This window comes from Pseudorhizobium tarimense, from assembly GCF_022968135.1.
GTDB lineage: Bacteria > Pseudomonadota > Alphaproteobacteria > Rhizobiales > Rhizobiaceae > Neorhizobium > Neorhizobium tarimense.
Genome location: NZ_JALJRA010000006.1, coordinates 232,305 through 251,604, shown reverse-complemented (window position 1 = coordinate 251,604; position 19,300 = coordinate 232,305). Strand labels below are relative to the sequence as shown.

Annotated in this window: 22 protein-coding genes and 1 pseudogene; 9 read left to right on the top strand and 14 right to left on the bottom strand. The window is 57.8% G+C overall.

What is annotated here, in order from left to right; all coding sequences use genetic code 11:
• The first annotated feature begins 484 nt into the window (after positions 1-484).
• The gene (locus tag MUU54_RS09400) at positions 485-658 is read left to right on the top strand and encodes a hypothetical protein (RefSeq protein WP_247243768.1); all 174 of its coding nucleotides are present in this window, start codon (positions 485-487) and stop codon (positions 656-658) included.
• Between the two features lie 693 nt (positions 659-1,351).
• Here the strand turns inward: MUU54_RS09400 and MUU54_RS09395 are convergent.
• Positions 1,352-2,506, bottom strand: a complete 1,155-nt coding sequence (locus MUU54_RS09395; RefSeq protein ID WP_247243767.1) for an MFS transporter — start codon at positions 2,504-2,506, stop codon at positions 1,352-1,354.
• Between the two features lie 108 nt (positions 2,507-2,614).
• Between MUU54_RS09395 and MUU54_RS09390 the strand changes: the two genes are divergently transcribed.
• Complete coding sequence (locus tag MUU54_RS09390) at positions 2,615-3,505, top strand: LysR family transcriptional regulator (protein ID WP_247243766.1); 891 nt, start codon at positions 2,615-2,617, stop codon at positions 3,503-3,505.
• Positions 3,506-3,709: 204 nt separating this feature from the next.
• On the opposite strand, the gene MUU54_RS09385 is transcribed toward MUU54_RS09390, so the two are convergent.
• Both MUU54_RS09385 and MUU54_RS09380 read right to left on the bottom strand, forming a co-directional pair.
• Positions 3,710-4,132 (bottom strand): helix-turn-helix domain-containing protein, encoded by a 423-nt coding sequence (locus MUU54_RS09385; protein ID WP_312038818.1) that lies wholly within the window; start codon positions 4,130-4,132, stop codon positions 3,710-3,712.
• A gap of 269 nt (positions 4,133-4,401) precedes the next feature.
• Complete coding sequence (locus MUU54_RS09380; RefSeq protein ID WP_247243765.1) at positions 4,402-4,842, bottom strand: winged helix-turn-helix transcriptional regulator; 441 nt, start codon at positions 4,840-4,842, stop codon at positions 4,402-4,404.
• A 106-nt stretch (positions 4,843-4,948) separates the two neighbouring features.
• Between MUU54_RS09380 and MUU54_RS09375 the strand changes: the two genes are divergently transcribed.
• Positions 4,949-6,193 (top strand): MFS transporter, encoded by a 1,245-nt coding sequence (locus tag MUU54_RS09375; protein WP_247243764.1) that lies wholly within the window; start codon positions 4,949-4,951, stop codon positions 6,191-6,193.
• A gap of 216 nt (positions 6,194-6,409) precedes the next feature.
• A complete protein-coding gene (locus MUU54_RS09370; protein ID WP_494338235.1) occupies positions 6,410-6,895 on the top strand; it encodes a DUF2441 domain-containing protein in 486 nt (161 codons plus the stop codon).
• On the opposite strand, the gene MUU54_RS09365 is transcribed toward MUU54_RS09370, so the two are convergent.
• Complete coding sequence (locus tag MUU54_RS09365) at positions 6,892-7,182, bottom strand: hypothetical protein (protein ID WP_247243762.1); 291 nt, start codon at positions 7,180-7,182, stop codon at positions 6,892-6,894. The two genes, MUU54_RS09370 and MUU54_RS09365, sit on opposite strands and share 4 nt — an antisense overlap.
• A 438-nt stretch (positions 7,183-7,620) precedes the next feature.
• Here MUU54_RS09365 and MUU54_RS09360 point away from each other — a divergent pair, with 438 nt between their 5' ends.
• From MUU54_RS09360 to arr, 4 genes are all read left to right on the top strand, one after another.
• A complete protein-coding gene (locus tag MUU54_RS09360) occupies positions 7,621-8,079 on the top strand; it encodes a helix-turn-helix transcriptional regulator (RefSeq protein WP_312038817.1) in 459 nt (152 codons plus the stop codon).
• 13 nt (positions 8,080-8,092) lie between these two features.
• A complete protein-coding gene (locus tag MUU54_RS09355) occupies positions 8,093-8,497 on the top strand; it encodes a VOC family protein (RefSeq protein WP_247243761.1) in 405 nt (134 codons plus the stop codon).
• Between the two features lie 46 nt (positions 8,498-8,543).
• The gene (locus MUU54_RS09350; RefSeq protein ID WP_247243760.1) at positions 8,544-8,774 is read left to right on the top strand and encodes a hypothetical protein; all 231 of its coding nucleotides are present in this window, start codon (positions 8,544-8,546) and stop codon (positions 8,772-8,774) included.
• Between the two features lie 221 nt (positions 8,775-8,995).
• Complete coding sequence (gene arr, locus MUU54_RS09345) at positions 8,996-9,424, top strand: NAD(+)--rifampin ADP-ribosyltransferase (RefSeq protein ID WP_247243759.1); 429 nt, start codon at positions 8,996-8,998, stop codon at positions 9,422-9,424.
• A gap of 43 nt (positions 9,425-9,467) precedes the next feature.
• Here the strand turns inward: arr and MUU54_RS09340 are convergent.
• From MUU54_RS09340 to MUU54_RS09320, 5 genes and pseudogenes are all read right to left on the bottom strand, one after another.
• Positions 9,468-9,777 (bottom strand): annotated as a pseudogene (locus MUU54_RS09340) (class I SAM-dependent methyltransferase); the annotation flags it as partial.
• A gap of 374 nt (positions 9,778-10,151) precedes the next feature.
• Entirely contained in the window at positions 10,152-10,481 is a 330-nt protein-coding gene (locus MUU54_RS09335; RefSeq protein ID WP_247243758.1) for a hypothetical protein, read from the bottom strand.
• Entirely contained in the window at positions 10,465-10,920 is a 456-nt protein-coding gene (locus MUU54_RS09330) for a hypothetical protein (protein ID WP_247243757.1), read from the bottom strand. The genes MUU54_RS09335 and MUU54_RS09330 overlap by 17 nt, the downstream gene beginning before the upstream one ends.
• 48 nt (positions 10,921-10,968) lie before the next feature.
• Positions 10,969-11,292, bottom strand: coding sequence for a hypothetical protein (locus MUU54_RS09325; RefSeq protein WP_247243756.1), 324 nt, complete (start codon positions 11,290-11,292; stop codon positions 10,969-10,971).
• Positions 11,293-12,297, bottom strand: coding sequence for a glycoside hydrolase family 19 protein (locus tag MUU54_RS09320; protein ID WP_247243755.1), 1,005 nt, complete (start codon positions 12,295-12,297; stop codon positions 11,293-11,295). It abuts the gene before it with no gap.
• A gap of 152 nt (positions 12,298-12,449) precedes the next feature.
• Here MUU54_RS09320 and MUU54_RS09315 point away from each other — a divergent pair, with 152 nt between their 5' ends.
• On the top strand, positions 12,450-12,713 hold the full coding sequence (locus MUU54_RS09315) for a hypothetical protein (RefSeq protein ID WP_247243754.1): 264 nt from the start codon (positions 12,450-12,452) through the stop codon (positions 12,711-12,713).
• Between the two features lie 242 nt (positions 12,714-12,955).
• On the opposite strand, the gene MUU54_RS09310 is transcribed toward MUU54_RS09315, so the two are convergent.
• Genes MUU54_RS09310 through MUU54_RS09290 form a run of 5 tightly spaced genes read right to left on the bottom strand, consistent with a single transcriptional unit; the run spans position 12,956 to position 19,295 of the window.
• Positions 12,956-13,402: a hypothetical protein gene (locus MUU54_RS09310; RefSeq protein WP_247243753.1), complete on the bottom strand. Its 447-nt coding sequence runs from the start codon at positions 13,400-13,402 to the stop codon at positions 12,956-12,958.
• 1 nt (position 13,403) lies between these two features.
• Positions 13,404-14,060, bottom strand: a complete 657-nt coding sequence (locus tag MUU54_RS09305) for a gp53-like domain-containing protein (protein WP_247243752.1) — start codon at positions 14,058-14,060, stop codon at positions 13,404-13,406.
• 11 nt (positions 14,061-14,071) lie between these two features.
• Positions 14,072-14,236: a hypothetical protein gene (locus tag MUU54_RS09300; protein WP_247243751.1), complete on the bottom strand. Its 165-nt coding sequence runs from the start codon at positions 14,234-14,236 to the stop codon at positions 14,072-14,074.
• Positions 14,237-14,246: 10 nt separating this feature from the next.
• The gene (locus MUU54_RS09295; protein ID WP_247243750.1) at positions 14,247-16,412 is read right to left on the bottom strand and encodes a phage head spike fiber domain-containing protein; all 2,166 of its coding nucleotides are present in this window, start codon (positions 16,410-16,412) and stop codon (positions 14,247-14,249) included.
• A gap of 39 nt (positions 16,413-16,451) precedes the next feature.
• Positions 16,452-19,295 carry a phage tail protein gene (locus MUU54_RS09290; protein ID WP_247243749.1) on the bottom strand — a complete coding sequence of 948 codons (2,844 nt, stop codon included), beginning with the start codon at positions 19,293-19,295 and terminating at the stop codon, positions 16,452-16,454.
• Positions 19,296-19,300: the final 5 nt, after the last annotated feature.

The following is a 19,300-nucleotide window of genomic DNA, read 5'->3' as shown; positions in this document are numbered from 1 at the left end:
AGAGGCTGAATATCTACCAGTACGACTCGGATCTTTGAGCTACCGAAGGGACTTAAAATTCTTGCGGTAGGTTGATTTCGCTTGTCTTTCCTGCACACCGCAGCTGTAGAAAACCCTGAGAAACGATCCAACATTAGTCCGATCGCACAACGGAATTCGGGGCGCCGGAGGAAGTCCAGAAAGGCTTCTGGAGCCGACCAGGGCCAACCATTCCTCTTTAAGCCCCGTTAGCCTCAACCCGTTGAACTTCCTGATGCAGGTTACCCTAAGCTCTCCACTTCTTGCCATCCGGCCGCGGAGTCCCATCTCCCTCCGCATCAAGGAGAGCTCATCATGAAGAATGGAATGTTTACCGCGACCGCTCTTGGATTGGCCTGCCTCATGACGGCGGGCTGCGTTAGCGAAGGAGGATCCTCCGTCGCCTACAGCTCCGGGCCACGTTATGACCGCTCCGACAGGAGTGACAGCTACCGTCGGTGGGACCATGACCGGCGGGATCGCGATGACCGCCGTGAGGTTCGCAGCGGCGATGACAGACGCGACAGAAATGACAGGTGGGATGGGCGTCGCGGTGATGACGACGGCAGACACCGGGGCGACGATCGGGATCGGGAGACCAGCTCCCGCAATGACGGCGATCGTGACGGCCGCTGGATGATGCGCGACGGACGCAGGATCTGGGTGCCTGAGCGCCGCTGACGTCAGGTGCAAAGCAGGTGGCGGCGCTAGGCCCACCTGCCTCGCGACTGTTGGTAGTCGCGGAGGGCCTGAGATAAGCGCGGTTATGCAGCGACTTAGTGAAGCTGGTAGCCGCTCTCGTTTCCGCATTGTTCCAAGGAGCTGGCTAATTGCGAGCCCCCTCTCCTCGCGACAGATAGATCAGTAGCTGGTGCAGGTGACGTTGTTACCAAACCGATTGCAACTCGTCGTCGTCGCCTGCGGTGGTGAATAGCTCGGGCCCCGCAACGAAATGATGGCATCCGACCGTCAGACGGGCCACATTGATACGTCATGCGGTACCAGGTGATTGGTCCCGGTAAAATGTCTGCCACAAGACCACCTGCATTGCTCGAGCTGTCCAAGACCTGGTAGGGACCCTTGCAAGCGGCTGCTGCAGTCTGCCTCCAGTGGAGGAAGCGAATTCCTTTCTGTCGCAACCTAACTTTCCGGTGTGTTGCGGCAGTTACCCCCGGCGGCTTTGCGCTAAGGGGAGACTTGCCACCACGCGTTGATCAACGACCTGTTTCGGCACAGTCTCAGCCGTCAAACATCTCATCGAAAGCAGCTTTCTAGAGCCTTGAATCCGGCCTACGGCTCTAATGGTACTTCTACTCGTCCTGCCCCGCAAACTTCACTTGCGCAATGCAACTGCGAAACCTGCGGAAAGCATGAACACCAAGGTCCAGGGCAGGATCGTCACACCCCAGTGATTCAGCACCAGCCCCCCGATGATCCCGCCGCCTGCGATGCCGATGTTCCAGACGGTGACGATCATGGATTGGGCCACATCAGCACTCTCACCCGCAGCTTTGGCGGATGCGGTTTGAAACAGCGTGGCGGAGCCGCCAAACGATAGGCCCCAGACGATGGTGCTGGCAAAGATGCTTGTGGGTGCATCGGGCCAGATCCCGTAGCCGATCGCCGAAATTGTAAACATCAGGAAGCTTGTGAGGATCAGCACTCGCAGGTGACCATCAATGAGCGCCCCCACGCCCCAGATGCCGAGCAAGGAGGCGGCTCCGAAGGTCAGCAGCACGGGATCGATACGCTCGCCCATGCCACCCGCATGAAGGAAGGGCGCGATGTAGGTGTAGAAGACGTTGTGCGCGAGGACGAAGGCAAGTGTCATGAACAGAACGGTCCGCACCCCCTGTAGGGTGAAGACTCTACGCAGTGATGCCCTCCGTTCTGCTACGGAGCCGGGGAAGTCCGGCAGCTTTGCTACGATCCACAAGATCAGGAAAATGGTCATCACGCTCATCAACCCGAAGGTGATCCGCCAGCCAAGTTGGTTGCCAAGAGCCGTCCCGGCAGGAATTCCCAAGGCCAATGCCAGAGGGGTTCCAACCATTGCTACGGCGATCGCCCGACCCTGAAGGTGGGAGGGCACCATACGGGCGGCGTAGCCAGCTAGAAGCGCCCAGACCAAACCGGCGCAGATGCCAGCAATGAACCTTGCGCCCAGAAGCACCGCGTAGCTGTCAGTGATCGCGGTGATGGTGTTGGCGACGGCGAAACCGCTGATGGCGAGGAGTAGCAGAGGTCGTCGCCTCCACCCCTGCGTAGCGGTCGTCAGCGGGATCGCCGCAAGCATAGAGCCGAGCGCGTAGACCGTGACGGTCTGCCCAATCAGCGCCTCGGAGGTGCGAAGGTCAAGGCTCATTAGCGACAGCACCCCCGCCGGGAGGGCTTCCGTCAGGATAGTGATGAACCCTGCCATCGCAAGGGATAGGAGGCTCGTCAACGGGAGGCGGTCTACGGGCAGGTTTGTTGCACTGGTGGTCATCGTCAATCCTTTCGTGGCATCCCTTCTGGTAGACGACGACTGTACGAGCGATAATGGCTCCCATATTCGGAACACACCGGACAATTTGTCCGTAATCGGGACTAGACGATGGACAATCTGAACACGCTCCATGCTTTTGTTCTCGCGGCCGAGGCACGAAGCTTCACTGTCGCGGCCCAGAAGCTTGGCATGTCCGCGTCCGCCGTAGGGAAGGCCATCGCTCGCCTAGAGCACAACCTTGCTGTTCGCCTCCTGCACCGGTCCACCCGTTCCGTCGCCTTGACGCCAGAGGGGGAATTGCTGCTGGTCCGGTGCCGCCGCATCTTACATGAGGTGGAAGCTGCCGAGGCGGAGTTGTCACAGTCCCGCTCAACGCCGCAGGGCAAACTCCGCATCAGTCTTCCGCTTGTGGGGATGCTGATGATGCCAGTGCTGACGGCCTTCATGCGGGCATGGCCGGACGTGCAGCTCGACCTCGACTTCACCGACCGGATGGTCGAGGTCGTCGAAGAAGGGTTCGATGTCGTTATCCGCACTGGACAGGCAGAGGACTCACGCCTGATGACCCGAACCTTAGGAGCGTTTGGCTACGGCTTAGTCGCAAGTCCGAATTACCTTGCGGCGCACGGATGCCCTGACGCGATAAGCGATCTGGCCCGACATCGCTGTTTGCACCACCGGTATCCCGCGACTGGGCGACTGGAGCAGTGGCCGCTCGCCCGATCAACGAACCTTCCCATCACCGCCGTTGCGAGCGCCATCGAGCCGTTGGTGGCAATGGCTGAAGCCGATCAGGGCATTGCCTGCCTTCCCGTCTTTGCCGTGCGCGAACAACTGGAGCGGGGCATCCTCGTCGGGATTCTCGATGGCGCGGCATCGGGCACCGTCGAGTTCAAGGCGGTCTGGCCTTCAAGCCGCAATCTTTCACCGAAGGTCCGTGTCTTTGTCGATTTCATCGCCGCGCATTTGAGTACGAGACCCGTCAATAACATGGTTTAACAAATTTCGGCACCGCTATGTAGCCTGTCGCATCAGCGTTCTACTACGGCAGCTTGCCACGCATTTCAGACGTCCTCAAACAGGCCTGAATGGCAGCTTCGGGCCTGAGGCCGTCGTCGCCTCGCGGCAAAATCGGTCTCAGGTTTGTGCCATGCACTCTGGCCACTAGGCTGCATCCGGTCCGCTGAATTGATTTTGGTATGCCTATGGGCTTACGCCAGTGCGCTTTCGAAAGTGATGGCGCAGCGTATCCGCTGACCCCATACCAACGGCCGTTGTGATCTCGTCGATAGTGTGACGGCGCAAGACGAGGAGGCGCTTGACGGCCTCGATGCGCTCGTTAACCAGCCATTCCCCCGGCGGAACTCCTGTCGCTTCGGTGAACCGGCGCACGAACGTCCGAAGGCTCATGTTGCACTCGGCCGCCATCCGCTCCAACGTCCAGCATTTCTGCAGTTCTGTCCGCATTTTGTCGAGAAGCGGAGCAACGGCTGACTGATGTGCTGCCGGGACGGGGCGTTCCAAGAACTGTGCTTGCCCGCCTGCACGGTGGGCTGGCATGACGAGGCGTCGTGCGACCGAGTTGGCCGCATCTGACCCGAAGTCCTGACGGACGATCTCGATCAAAAGACCGATCCCGGCCGCGCTGCCGGCCGAGGTGGAGATGCGCCCGTGACTATAGCTACTTTGTTTTCGAGCAAACCCATTCGTTGGCCTCCATTGTTGAAGGCGGAGCGATACAGAAGCGCGGACGCTTGACGCCACCCGTTTCCTGCGGAGCCGAGGTATCGCAGGTCGCCTGGCTGGAGTCGCGAGATATGCGCAGGCAGGAGGTTTCATGGCAGAGCTCCGCCATCAGTGGTCATACGCGGCGAAGAGGGGCTATTCAAAGAGAATCAGCCTGTCACCTTGGTGTCGCTCCAGACGAGCGATCGACCGTCGGCAGATCGGACCTTAAGCCGCGCGATCGGTGCGCCTCTTTCTCGGTCCACAAGTAAGGAATGGCTCTCCCCGTCGGCGAACAAGAAATCTTCACCCCACTGGCGTAGTGCGACGATGACGGGGAACAGGCCGCGCCCTTTTGCGGTAAGAAGATACTCGCGGTAAGTGGTGCCGTCCGATGCCGGCGCGGTTTCAAAAATCCCTCGCTGCACAAGGTCGCGCAGGCGAACGGTCAATACGCCCTTGCTTATGCCCAGCCCAGTCTGAAACTCACCAAAGCGACGCTTTCCATGGAAAGCGTCGCGGATGATCAGAAGTGACCACCAATCTCCGATCGCATCAAGTGATCGTGCCACCGGACAACCAGCATTCCAGAGGCTGACGCGCTTCACCATCGACATCGATCTCCGTCTCGTAAAACTGGTTCTATCTTAGAACTAGAAGTTCGATTGGCCAAGTGGTCTCAAAGGGACACTGAAACGAGATCACCAGAGGCAACGGATGCACGAGAAATTGACCTACATTGCGCGCGAAATGCAGGCACAAGGATTGTCGAGAGCCCAAACGCTGATCGTCGCGGCCGCCGCAGGTTTGAGTGTGGCAAATATCTATTACGCGCAGCCCTTGCTCGACCTGATGGCGCATGAGATCGGTATCCCGTCGGCCGCCATCGGCCTGATCGTGACGTTGACGCAGGTGGGCTACGGGCTGGGTTTGATCTTCATCGTGCCGTCTGGCGATATCATCGATCGCCGTAAGCTCATCATCGTCCAAGGGCTACTTTTGGCGACTGCTCTGGTTGTTGTCGCAACAGCAGGAGCGGAGGTGACGCTGCTGGCTGGTATGGGCGCTGTCGGCTTATTGGCTGTTCTGGTGCAGGTACTGGTTGCCCATGCTGCGGCACTGGCCACTCCGGCTCAACGCGGCAGCGTGGTCGGTACGGTTACCAGCGGCATCGTAGCTGGCATTCTTGTAGCCCGGTCCTACGCCGGGGCGATTGCCGATATAGGGGGCTGGCGAGCGGTGTATCTGACATCTGCGCTCCTCACAGTCGCGATGGTCGGAATCCTCTTAATGGTGTTGCCACGCCAACCCGTGGGAAAGAACTCCGAGACATACATACTCGCGCTATTCTCTATTCCAGGCATGTATCTGGCGGAGCTTACCTTGTTCTTCCGAGGAGTCCTGGCGCTTCTGATCTTCGCCTCTTTCAGTACGTTCTGGACGGCGTTGGTCCTACCTCTCAGCGCACCACCGTTATCTTACTCCCACACACAGATTGGTTTGTTCGGGTTGGTTGGGCTGGCGGGCGCAATGGGTGCAACTTGCGCCGGGAGACTTGCGGACAGAGGGTTCGGTCAATGGACGACCGGAATTTCTCTGGCAGTCCTACTTGCTTCTTGGGGCCTGATTGCCTTCCTTCCGTTCTCGATCGCGGTGCTATTGGTAGGGGTATTACTGCTGGACTTCGCGGTTCAAGCTGTCCACGTCACCAATCTCAGCGTCATCGTAGCGCTGCACCCGCAGAAAAGCGGCCGCGTGATCGGAGGCTACATGGTCTTCTATTCGGTCGGCAGCGCCATTGGGGCGATCGCGGCCACGGCAATCTATGCGCATTTCGGATGGTCCGGCGTCTCGGTCCTGGGAGCAGCATTCAGTGGATTTGCGGTGGTGCTTTGGATACTGAGCCTTCTGCCGACGTTCACCGAACGGCCAGCTCGGGTTGTTGAACGCACCAGCGAATGACTGGTTTGGGCCGAAAGCCGACGAGTTGTCACTTCCAGTTCTGCCTCCCCGGTAGGAGCTGAATGAAGTTGGAGTCCCGGAGGAATTCTGGAAAGGTTGACGGGTCAGCGGCTTGATGGAATGTGAGACAAATGCTGATCTCTGAGGCAATTGCGCTTTCCTTCTGCTTTGTCCCAAAATCTCACCCTTGCAACAGGAGACCGCATTTTGTCAGACATGTGCTTCATGCCCGATACCTTCTACCATGGGACGAGGAAGTCCGACTTCTTCATTCACAATGTAAAGGTCGGAAAAGGCTGGTTCCGTAGCGCCTCTGCTTCTGCGAAAGTCGCGGGGCTGGAAAACGTCACAACACCATACGCTTTATTCCATCGCGACGGGGATAAAGAAGCCGTATGGGAGCGGGTACGAGAGCAGAACTTTCCGGACAGGCCTCCAAGATTGAAGGCAATCTTCATGTTCGCATCCTTGGCTGACGCGGAGTCATCAGAATGGTTCAAGGGGGAAGACCGTGCGCTCATCGCAGTTAAAGTTCCGGTCAGCGAGAACATCCATGTTGCTGACGCCTCCTGGCTGGATTCACCCCGTTCAGAGTGGGAAACTTGCGCCCGTCGGTACTGGGAAGGCGCGCTGACCGAGCACCCAAAGCTTGAGGTGCTGCTCGACGGCTCGGCCTATGCTGAAGAGTGGGAGGCCCTTTAACATCCCCTTAGCCTCAAGCTATTGAACTTCCTTGTCTGTGTTACCTCTCCGGCTCTTTTGGTTGCCATCTCGCCTGAACACCCCATCTCCGTGACCACAAGGAGCACCCCGCCCGTTGTCTTGCTGATGATCGAATCGCTGGAAGATTCAATGATCGCCGCCAGCAGGTCCTTCGCGTCGTAGCGCTCGCCCGTCGCGTTCGCGTCCATCGCCGACTCAGGCTGAAAGCCCTCCGGCTCCCGAGCATTTTCCGCGCCACCTGGGGCTTGCTCATTTGCAGATGTCATTGCTGTGGAATGCCCTGTGATCAATCCGCCTAAGTAACCTACGTTAGATGAGCGGCACCGAGAATCACATTGTTATAATTGGCCGGGCAGCAAAAAGCGCCTCCGCCCTCAGCAATCGTCCGGCGGCCTGAAGTTATAGCTTCGAGCAGACGCTATCCGCTAATGCATCTACGTCACTAAATATCTATGGCTGGCGAGGAAGCTCGCCCGACGATTACATGAGCGTCCACGGCCTGCGGAAAGCATGACCAGATCAGCCGTTCTCGGTCATAGCCTGTCTATCCACAGAACCGCGAGGCGTCCTCCGCTCCGCGCCAGACGCGGACATTGACCTTGCGACCTTTCGCTTTAGGCTACGTCACGTGACCTTGGCCTCGGGCTTGAGTTGCGCGATCAAGTGTGGAGACCTGATCTCTGAGAATTGGACGGAAGAACGCGGTGAACAGGGACCTTCAATTGCTCCGCCGCCTGCTGCGCGCCAAAGACCGAATAGACGCAGAACCGAACCAACCATGGACGGTCTCGCGACTTGCAAGCGTAAGCGGCGTGTCTGAAGCCCACTTCGCTCGATGTTTCCGTGAAGCGTTCGGCATTCCTCCGCATCGCTACCTACTCACTCGGCGGGTCGAACGCGCCGCCGCCCTGCTGAGGGATACGGAGCTGCCTGTTATCGAGATTGCGATGCAGGTTGGGTGGGACAGCATAGGGACCTTTGGTCGTACATTCCGGGACATAATGGGAGAGAATCCCACGGCCCTACGTCGTCGGCTTAGGGTCCACGATGATGCACTTGAGTGGGTGCCCCATTGCTTCCTGAGCGCTGCTCATCGGCCCCATCTCAAGATGGCAGTTTCGGAGAAGCGTCGCTCAACGAAAGGCGCTAGGCAGGACGCTTGAAACGGAGGTTCTCATGAAAAACGGGGTTCAAGTTGTCGGGCTTTATGTCCATGATCAGGATGAGGCGTTGCATTTCTACGTCGACAAACTCGGCTTTCGCGTGCACACGGATGCCCGCAACGGAGACTATCGTTGGCTTACTGTCCAGCACCCAGACCAGCCAGATTTCCAACTCGGGCTGTTCCGCCCCCAGCCACCCATTGTCGATGAGGCTACCGCGCAAGGACTAGAGGAAGCGGTAGCCAAGGGAGCGATGCCCCCGCTGGTTCTCGTCGTCGAGGACTGTCAGGCAGCCTTCGAGGCGATGAGCAGCCGCGGCGTCGAGTTCGTCCAGGAGCCGGTAACCCGTTATGGCTCTGTGGATGCAAGCTTTCGTGATCCTTTCGGGAACGGATGGAAGCTCGTCCAGGCGCGATGACGCCCTCATCTGCTACTTTTCGAGTTGGATACTCCACGAGGAACTCATGATCTCGCGAAGCTGGATACGCCAGAGTCATCGATGGTTAGGCATTGCACTTACACTCACCATCGCAGCGAATTTTGTCGCTATGGCGCTTGGACCGCCCCCCGTCATAATCGTCTACGCACCACTTCCCCCTCTCAGTCTTCTAATCCTCAGCGGCCTTTACATGTTCTTCCAACCCTATCGCGTTAGCTCTCGGCACAGCGTGAGCCAAGTCAATGAGCAGAACTGAAGGCTCTTATGAATGCCTGCGGTCGACAGTATGGTAGCGTTGCTGGCTGCGACGGATTTCGCGAGAGACCTTGTCCGCTATTGGGCCGAGTGCCGTGATGGCGCAGAAGCGCCAAAAGGAGACGTGCCTCCACGCGTTGATGAAGGACCTGTTTCGACCCCATTTTGGTCATTGGCACCGCTCAGCTAACCAACTAAGAGCGGACCTACACGATAAGGACAATGACGATGACCGAAGCGCCGGACAAGGGACCCTTCTTTCATGGCACAATCGCCGATTTGCGCGTCGGGGACTTCCTGGTCGCAGGACGCCGGTCGAACTATCGTCCTGAAGTGGTGATGAATCATATCTATTTCACGGCCCTGGTGGACGGTGCCGGGCTTGCTGCCGAAATCGCCGCCGAACTCACCGACGGCGACGCCGTCCCGCGTGTTTACGTCGTAGAGCCCACGGGGGCATTCGAAAACGACCCTAACGTGACTGACAAGAAATATCCCGGCAACCCCACTCGGTCATATCGCAGCAGCGCACCGCTCAAGGTCATTGGCGAAATCACGCATTGGACCAGATTAACACCCGAAGCACTACAGTTGTGGAGAGAACGACTGACCGCACTGCGCTCAGACCAACGAGGCGAAATCATTAACTGATGCGCGGCGACACGCATCTTGTGCTCATTACGCTGTCGTCCACTGGCAATTCAAGCGTATCGAGATCGGCAATATGATAGTCGATCGCGTCGTCGTGTGTGTCGGCACGAGCGCGACTGATCATTTTTCCGGATAGATCGTACCCCGTTACGGACTCCGCGCCTTGCTGTCGCATCCATCTGGATACCCAGCCAAAACCGCAGCCCAGATCAGCGACACGCTTACCTTCCAATGCCGGCAGGCATAGCCTTGATAGCGTTCCACTCCGGAGCACCGTCCAGCCCGTGGACCTGCCTTGGCAGTTGGCTGTATCCAGCGAAGAATTTCGGATCGTCGTATATATTCTGTGCCATGTTCAATTCCTGTGAAAAGATTGGACGAGGCACCAGCCTAGCCGAAAAGACTCGTCCGGAAGGGCGAGGCCGGTATCGGCATATCGCTTGATCAGGTCGCGCGCGCTACGCCCCGGCATCCCACCAATGAGATGCCGGATAAGCGGGTGACAATGTGGATGTCCTCTTCGACCATATGCCATGATCATCAGGAGAAACGGCCAAGTCAAGTGTCATCGGGTGGTCCCCCTCTACTGCGCCGCAGGAATTGGCAAGGAGTAGAATTTGCATAAGAAGACCTTCCATTAGAAGGATTTCTCGCGCCCCCTGAAGCTATCCTGCGTGCTTGTTGACTAGCTAACGGTTTCGTAGAGAGAAATGGTTCCGATTGGCGGTTATCGGTCCCGCCTGATCTCTCTCTGGATGCGCAGCTCCTCCCGGATCCGATCAGCCTCGATGCCAAGCGTGTTCATGTGCCGGCCTGTCTCGACGACAGCATCCGTCAGCCGCTTCGTCGCCTCAGTATGAGCTTGGAGAGCGTCTGTGGCTCGATTAAGGGCCGTGGGGTCGACAATGACCGCCGCCACCTGTGCAGCGTTCGAGCTTGCCGCAGGAGTGGCCTTCTGCCCCGACAGGATGCCGAGATACCGGACGGCGAAGATCACGGCAAGGACAGCTCCGAAGGTGATCAGCGCCGGCGGCGGGAGATTAGCCAGTTGTTCCATTCCTGATTTCCCCCTGGTCGTGTGCCGCGCGGTGGATGTTGACGAGTTCGCCAAACGCAAAGAGCGGATAAATGGCGAGCCACGTGCTCACGACATCAGAGGATGCGAAGCCATATGTGATGCCTGACCAGATGAGACATCCGATCCCTGCTGAAATCTGCCTGATTTGAGGAGTGACGTTCTTTCGGGCACCATTCACGACCAGCCCCACGATCCGGAAAAGCCCGATCATGAGCATGAACCAGCCCATCACATCTTCCGAGGGGACCAGATCACGGAAGGCCAGAAATGCCGGCTGATTGAACGTCTGCATCGGGAGCAGCAGCACATAGCCGACGAGGATCATGTGCGCGGCATAGAACCACTCCATCATCCGGGGACCGAAGCGGTGCGTTATGCGGATCCACACGCCGGGCCCGACATAGCCGGGATTACTCATTGCCAACACCCCTGCCCCACTCCCTGCCGATTGTGTGCAGCGACCTGATCAGCGAACGGCCGATCCGTCTTCAGGATCGTCACCGACGTCTCCAGGCTCGGCCGAAGCTTCTCCCAGCCGTCGCACGCACTCGCGCTCGTCGTCGTCTGACAGCCCGTAATCACCGCACAGAGCGGCAGCATCAGAAGCAGATACTTCGTCATTGATCTCGTTCCTTTCTCGGAGGACTTCGACAGAGCGTTCAAGCGCGTCCACAGCGGCTCCCTGCCGGCCGACGTTCTTTCCGTAGAGGAATGAACCGGAGACGATGGCCACGGCCACCACAGCTGCGCCCAGAGCTTTTCCAATGGGAGAGAGGAGGAAGGCCAGCATCTAAGCCTCCAACTCTTTCCGGATGGACTTCACGCGCCGCACGATCCACTCCCCGCCGAACAGGACCGCGGCAATCACGACCACGCCGATACCCGCCACCAGGATCAGAGCATCCCGATCCATGCCGGCGAGGTAGGATAGAAGCCCGCCAGTCCCGAAAACGGTGGCGAAGGCGGAGGACAACCAGTTGGTCTTCTGGCGGACTTCCTTCTCGACCTTCTCTGTCACCACGGGCCGGTCCACTGGAACCGGCACTTCCCTCTCCACGACCGTCTCTTCCACCACAGGAGAAGATCGGACGGACTCGGAAGCAGACCCGCCGAGCTCCACCAGGCGCTTGTGCAACGCCGATCGCGTCTTCGGCCCCACGTCGCCGTCGACGTCCAGACCATGCTCGGCCTGGAAGCGGCGAACCTCCGCCTCCGACACCCCATAACCGCAGACGACGAGCGCCAGACGGCCGTAATAGTCCAAGCGATCAGCAAGGCCGTTCTTGCCGCCGTTGATCTTGAGGCAGATGGTTTCCGGATCGTTCTGGTCGGCCCACTTGTTGAGGCCGCGGCTTGTCCAATACAAGATCGGAACGAGGCCTTCCCACGGATCGGTGTTGACCGCATCCGGCTCAGCAACGAAATCGGGGCAGTCGTAGCCTTGGCTACGGCACCAGTCGCGGAACTGTCGGTAATTGTCCTTTCCGGTGATCTGGATCGGCCCGCGACCGCGATAGAGGTAGCCGTCGCCATCCTTCTCCGGCGTATTGCCGAGATCAGTGCGGGTGTCGTATCGCGCCTGCGCTGGCGTCGGGCCCCAGATCTCCTGGTCCCACTTGAACGATCCGCTCTCGTGCATCAGCTGTGCCAGGTAATGGATCAGGCGATGCAGACGATCGAGCCCGACGTCGGCGGCATAGCGGTCGAGCGAGGTCAGGACGGAACGAAGGTTCGCCTCGCTCCCCTTGTTCTTTGCAGCCATGCGGATTTGCTCCGCCGTGATGGGCAGGTTCATGGTCTTTCTCCAGATTGTCGAGAGGGTTCAGGCGGTGGCTGTCGGTGGCTAGGGCGCTACCCCTCGAACAGTCGGTTAACCACGCATTAACGGCACACCATTTAGCTTGGACGCGGTGCTATGACGGCACAGGAAGCAGCTGCGGGGCGCAGATGAGCACCAACCTCCCCTACCGACGCGTCGATACATTTTCCGACGACGCGATCACTGTCCGTTTACAGCGTCGCGACCAAAGGCTGGTTGGCGTGATCGACTTCCCCAGCTTCCAGCGCAACGGGAAGATGATCCATGCGTCCACCATCTCCCCTCGCCCACTGAACGAAGCGTTCGCGGTTGCTGAGAAGATCCTGCCGCACACGCCATTTGCTGAGATTGTAATCCTTTTTCAGCCGGAGCTTCGACAGGCGGCCGAATAGCTAAGGCCGCGGCAATTGTTTCAGGAACCTCGGACTTCGGCTATGCTCAGCCGATGGAGTGCGAGACCTGCGACAACACAGGCTGGGTCTGCGAGGCCCACCCGAACAAGCCGTGGAACGGACCGAAAGCCTGCGGCTGCGGTGCTGCCGGCATGCCCTGCATTATCTGCAATGGCGATAGGCACGTGTCGCGGGTGTTGAAGTCGGTGCTACTGGTCAGAGATAAGAAGGTGCAGTAGGCGCTAGAGCGTCAGCGCCTCGTCCCACATTGCGTCGATCTGCGTGACTGTCAGACCCAGCGCAGCGCCGACCTGCTCGATCAACGGGTGCGACCGCTCGAACTGGGAAGCATACTCCCATTCAATCTGAGCGACAGCACGCTGTTGCGGATCCTCTATCACCGCAATCGCCGCCTCCACCTGATCAAGGGCGAAGCCATTTGTGACCAGCCCGAGGCGAAGCTGTCGTGCAGTGAGTGATAGAGTTGGCTGCGCCTGCGGTGGCTGTGGTTCGACCTCGACAACACTGCCATCAACAAGCTTTCGAAGACCGGAATTCAGGTTCAGATCTTCCCATTGTTCTTGAGTGATCTCGATAGCCGCGTCGGGTATTTGCTCAGCCGTGTGAAACTGATCATTATAGAAGCCGGAAGGGAAGCCCTCGGCGTCCACTGTTACAAAGAACTTCATGTCAGTACCCCATCGCAAGCCAGCGGATCGGGATCGATCCAACACCAACAGTACCGCCTTGAACATAACGCTTTTGAATGTAGGCACCGGTGTTGGCAAGATTTGCATAAGATACAGCCACCAACGTAACAGTATCCTGCAATGGAAAATTGAGGACAGGGGCAAAGTATATACAGGCGGAAGGGAAGGCTGTATGGAAGACTAAGCTATACTCACCGCTACCTGTGTCAGAATAGCCCCATTCCAGCATTAGCCCGTTCGGCAACTTCACGGCTCCTTGACCGCTGAGCAACGTTGCGCCCCCAAGGGATAGCCATGCTGCAGCACCTGTCGTATCGTCCAGAAGGTTCTGAATGAAAGAAGATACACCTAATTTTGTGAGGGCTGAGCTGGCGTTGTTAGCCTGCGCAAACATCTCAATCATGTAGTTTGTAACTTGTGATTTGGAAACCTTTGTTGCGAGGTCTTCAGTGATGTTTTCTACACTATAGGGACCATTTCGCAGCAGCTTCCCAGTTGTTCCGTCGAAAACAGCAATGCGCCCATTGACGGCGGAACCAGGCCCAACCACGTCCCCCGGTCCAGAACGCTCGAGTTTTGCAACGTGCCCCGGACCCATAAGTCCAGCGCGGTACTTGTCTGCTAGCCAACCGATCATGAGAGGCACTCCTATGCCCAGATCCGCTTCGGCGTCTCGGGGGTGATGATTATGGTTTCAGGAACCATCTCGGCAATCTCTTCCGTGCAGCGGAGGTCGTCGTCTTCACCACGAAGGAATGGGCATGCAGAGGCGAGCGCACCGGCATTGCCGGCGCGGAGGCATAGGTCGATCATGATGTGATCCTTAGGAAGAGATGAGCGGGAGTAGCTGGTTCGGTACGCGGATAGGGCAGTAAGCCAGACGGTAGATTACGCCGTTGAAAAGTCGCGCTGTGCCAGAATCTCTACCGAGATATAGGAGGCTCCCCGAGCCTAGATTCGGAACGGCACCGGACGTGTCTAGAACGGCTGTACTGCCATTCAAAGAGAAGGCAAAGTCATTCAGCTTCCATGCGAAAGCGTGTTTGAACGCGATCCCCTTTGCCAAGGGCTGAGACATGTTGACCTCGTAAGAGCCGCCAACGTATGAACCAGCCGTGGCCACTCCGCCGCCGCCATTTATCTGTGCTTCTAATGCATCGGACCCATTTCTTAGCTGCCAGGCACGAGGTGCTAAACTACTAGTCCCGAACTGCCTTCCTTCGACTAGGATCATACCTTCCGTGGCTGACAGCCAATCACCATTCCCGATGAGGGGAGTTTCGACCGCACGCGATACAGCTGCCGCAGTAGTGGGGATGTATGATGTGTGGCAAGTACCAATCTCAACATCCCATCCCCAGTTTAGAATTCCTGAGACGCCATCCCCGGCAAAAGAGCCGCCCGCTGTCATTGCGTCTAGGACAGGGCCGACGCTAAACGATCTCGTGCCACCCGCTGTGTTGGTGACCCCCCGTATAGCAACTCTATAGATGCCGTTCCCACAATACTCTACAACCGCATCAGGGCCGTTTGCTCCAGTAACCCAATACTCTCCAGTCACAGTGTCCACCACAACGGAGGTTCGGGTGTCCCAACTTGCGAAGTTGTTTTGCTGAACAAGTGCCCTTTTATATTCGCCATTGGTAATGAATGTTGTAAACCAGCACTCCGTGCTGTTGGGAATTTCCGTCGATGAAAAATACCGCTGAATAATTGGACTATTAGAAGCAACTGGAGCGACAATTTTCGTGAAGGTTTCCGTTCCGTAAGAAGCTGTAACAGAGGTTGCTTGCTTAGTTGCTCCACCTGCCAAAGCATATGCATCATTCATCTGATCACCAGAATAGGTGACCAAGTTCGTCCTCGCCTCCTCTACCAGTATTCCATATCGGCCGGTCAGAAAATCATAATGTATCCGCGGCTGATTGACTGCAGCTGTCCGCAGCCTCCCCGTCGCATCGAGGTACGTGCCGGTAGAGGCTCGCGTAAACCACGAAGGATCGATCGCCTCGGTATCGGTAAACAGAAGATCAAGCGAAGGCGTCGGCAACTCGCCCTTTGCCACAAGTTCGTCAATCGCGCTCTGCACGGTCGTCGCGAGGAGCTTTGACGTCGTGTTGCTGTAGGCATGGTTTGCGCCGTCGAATGCGTCTGCCTGCTTATTGGTTGGGTCATAGGTCGCCTTGACCATGTCACCCGCGCCCTGCCCGTCCGTGCCTTTTGCTGCAACCAGACGCCACCAGGTGTTTTCGGTCGTCGGCAGACCGGGGGGAGCATTGCCAGTGGTGGCAACCTTCGCTATCCATGTGCTACCAGCCTGAAGAACGGCGTCTCGCTCGACATAGGCAGTGGACGAGCTATAGATGCCGCGATGAGTCATGCCGGTGAGGCCAGAGGGGATGCCAAGGTCCAGCGTATAAGAGCCGCCGCCCCCATTAACCCCTGCAGTCGCACTCTGCCCCGGCTCTCGCGTCGTGACTGTGCCAATGCCCAGCGACGGAGCCGGACCAACGGGACCAACACCGTAGTCAAACGGCCCATCCCAATCACCAGACGTGTTGCTACCCTTGACGTACAGCTGTGCAACATCACCTTCTAAGACAAGGTAGCTGAAGCCCTTTGGCTGTGCATCGTAGGACACCCGCTCCGCAAGTGTGCCGCTGGCGTCATACTTGAAGATCGTACCTTTGCGGATCTCGTCCAGCAGATAAGAAACCGCCTGGCTGTTTCGGTCGAGCGTCTTCAGGTAAGCCGTATCGCGCTGGATGGCGTAGCTGTACGTTCCGCTTGTTCCCCGCCATTTCAGTTCGGCAGTAATCTGCGTCTCGCTATCGACTGAAGCAATCGGGAGGACGTTGTTCCCATCCGCTTCTACGATGACGTTGCCGCCTTCGATCAAGGCCGACTGCCACAGCGTGCCGTTGCCCGTGACCACTGCACTGCCATTCGCCAAGGACACGGTCCCTGTCGAGTAGTAGGAGGTTGCCATTTATGGGATTCCTTTAATTGGACGAACAGATGTCTGCGCTTATCTCTTCCACCAGAGTAAATTCACGTTGAAGCTGCTGGAGGGTATGCCTCCGGGCTGTTTGTAAGTCTGGATGTGATAGACATTGTTACCTCGGACATCGCCTTTCCCAATTGCTGTAGCGGATACAGATCTCGACACGCTTTCTGTCGACCCGCCTGTCGAGAAGGAGAAGGTGTCGATGAAGATCACTTCGCCGGTCGTCGCGTTGATGAGACGCATCCCAAACGTCCCGCTACTATTCGGCCCCAACAACCCAGAGTAACTGCCTACGATGTAGGCGAAGACTGCTGTGGGATTAGGATTGTTTATGGTTCGCGTAGCAATGGTTAACCATCCATGAGGAGCCAAGATGTCACGGCTGCCGCTCCCGCTGAAGCTGTCGCTTGAGGTCACTGAGTTGTAGTCGAGGTTGGTTGTCCCAAAAACCGCGTTGTTGATCACTGCATTCTGAATGGTGGCCCAGGACACCTGCACATTCTGAAGCTTCAGTATCCCGTCCTCGTAAACTAGAGGAAGCGTCGAAACATTGCCGTTGGTGACGACAAACTGGTCAGCCATTACGGCAAAGCGCGAGTGCTGGACACCGCCGACGGTATAGAGCTCAAGGAAGAAACCACTCTCCTTGAAGGTGTCGTTAACAGACCCTCGAAGAGCTACCGAGAACCGAGCGTCGACACCTGACTGATTGGCCGCAGCACGGAACTCGACACGGCCTTGCGCAAAGCCATCATCAATGGCCGCGTAAACGTCCGTGATTTGGGTTGCCAGCGCGTCAAGATCGGTCGCGACTGATGCCAGTTCTTGCGTAACCGTCGCCTTGTTGCTCTCGAACTCAGCATCTAGCTCGGTGATCGACGTGACGGCCGCCGCAAGGTTGCTGACAACCACGGAGATCTCTTCCGTGAACCGTGCCCTCGCATCACCTATTTGCTTCGTAAGCCCACGACGGATGACCTCCGACGTTGCGCCCTGAAGCTGCTGGTCCGTCAGGATGCGCTCAAGGATCGGACGAACGTCGTCAAAGCCCTGGAACAGCTTCTGAAACTGCTCCTTTACCTCCTTGTTGAGGTTGTCGAGGTAGACCTCCAGATCCGCATTGCCGCTTGGCAGCGAGGTTGCCTTCTTCACAGGAGACCATACCGTCGGGCGGTTGGCGATGAGCTTGTGGCGGAAGCTGTACTCCGTCTCGCTGACGATGCCCTCCTGCAGCATCGTGATTGTGACATCCGGCTGGACGTTCTTCGTGTACCGGTTGTTCGGCTCTGCAGTTGGCCACCACTCGAATTGAATGCCCGTGACCGACACGTCGTCGAACGGTGACCACGACATGCGGAAGGCCGCGATGGTGCGACCATCGTCTGCCTGCGCAAGGATAGGAATTGGGGTCCAGTCTGGAAGCTCGTTAAGATATACAGGCTCGCCGCTTGGGATTGGTACGACAGGCGGCAAAACGCCAGTGCCAGCATAGATCGAGCTATCTCGCTCCTGCAGCGAGAGTGCCACATTGCGCGGACCGTCGCTAGTCAAGGCACGGATGGACCGACTCTGAACGATGTAAGCTCGGTCACCATAGCGTTCCGAGTTCCAACGCACCCAGTCACCCACGCGGACGTCTTGAAAATAGGGTCGCAGCACGACATCGGCCGTCGCCTCAAAGCGGTTTTCCTTGTAGTAGATCGCCGCAAGCTGGTTTGCCTGCCGCTTCGACGGAACCGTGGGAAAGTTGATCGCCAGATCTCGCGTGCGCCGGTCAAGGGCAACTTGGCTACTGTTCGTCTGCGTATCGTAGCCTGTCGGACTCCACATGTTAGAGGGTTCCGGATAGGTGCCGCCAACTGAGTTGACCAGATCCGCCATGGATCGCCGACGCTGGAAGCGCACGTTCTCACCCACGATCAAGTCGTCATCTGTTAAGGTCGCAACAATCGGCTGCGCGGTTCCGATGAGCGGCCAAGACCCGTCAACACTGTCGATGACCATTCCGCCGCAGGCCTGCATCAGACCGTCGATGTTGTCGCCGTGGTCAACGTCGCAGTCTAGCAAGACGGAGCAACGATAACGGCGCTCGCCGGAGACAAGCTCGTCACAGATGTTGGCCGCAGTTGCGTACTTGTCGACTGGTAGGTCTTCCGGCGACATCCCCATGCCACAGAACATATCACCGTTCCACGAGAAACCGCGTCGATAGTTGTAATCCATGATGATAGGGTTTTCGGTGAACTCATAGGTCGAATAGTCGCCCCACCGATGTGCACCGGAGCCGCCGACCGTAAAATCCTTGCGCGGGTCGTACAGCCTGGCGCCCCGGATCTCGAAGAAGAATTGCGGGAAGCTGTTCATCTCCTCCTGGTCATAGGTAACGAAGGCGACAAGGTAACAAGCCCCGCTTCCAAAGTGCTGCGCAGTCCACCGTCCGGAGGGGTTCGCATACGTGACCAGGCTTGGATCTGCGCCTGCCTGCGTCCCGTTGTAGAAGGTGAACTGCATCCGGCCGGAATACTTGCCAGACGCGACACTGTAAGACTGATGAGCGGAGCTGCTGTCTATGAGCAAGAGGGTCAGCTCTTCGCCACCAGCCCACACTCTCGAGAGGCCGTCACAAGGATAATCGGACAGGCAGTAAACTTGCTGGAGGTACTTGTTCGAATTGCCATAAGTGTTCACGTAGACGTCGTGGCCGGCAACCCCGACGTACCCACATGCGACCTTTCGACTGACGTTCTCGCCGTAATCTCGCTCGAACTGAGTCCCAGCGTTCTTCTTAGCGGCCTTCTTGGCGCGGCTCGCCTGTATCCGGCCGACAACGAAGTTGAGGCCGATACCGATGGCGGCCGAGGCCAATGCAG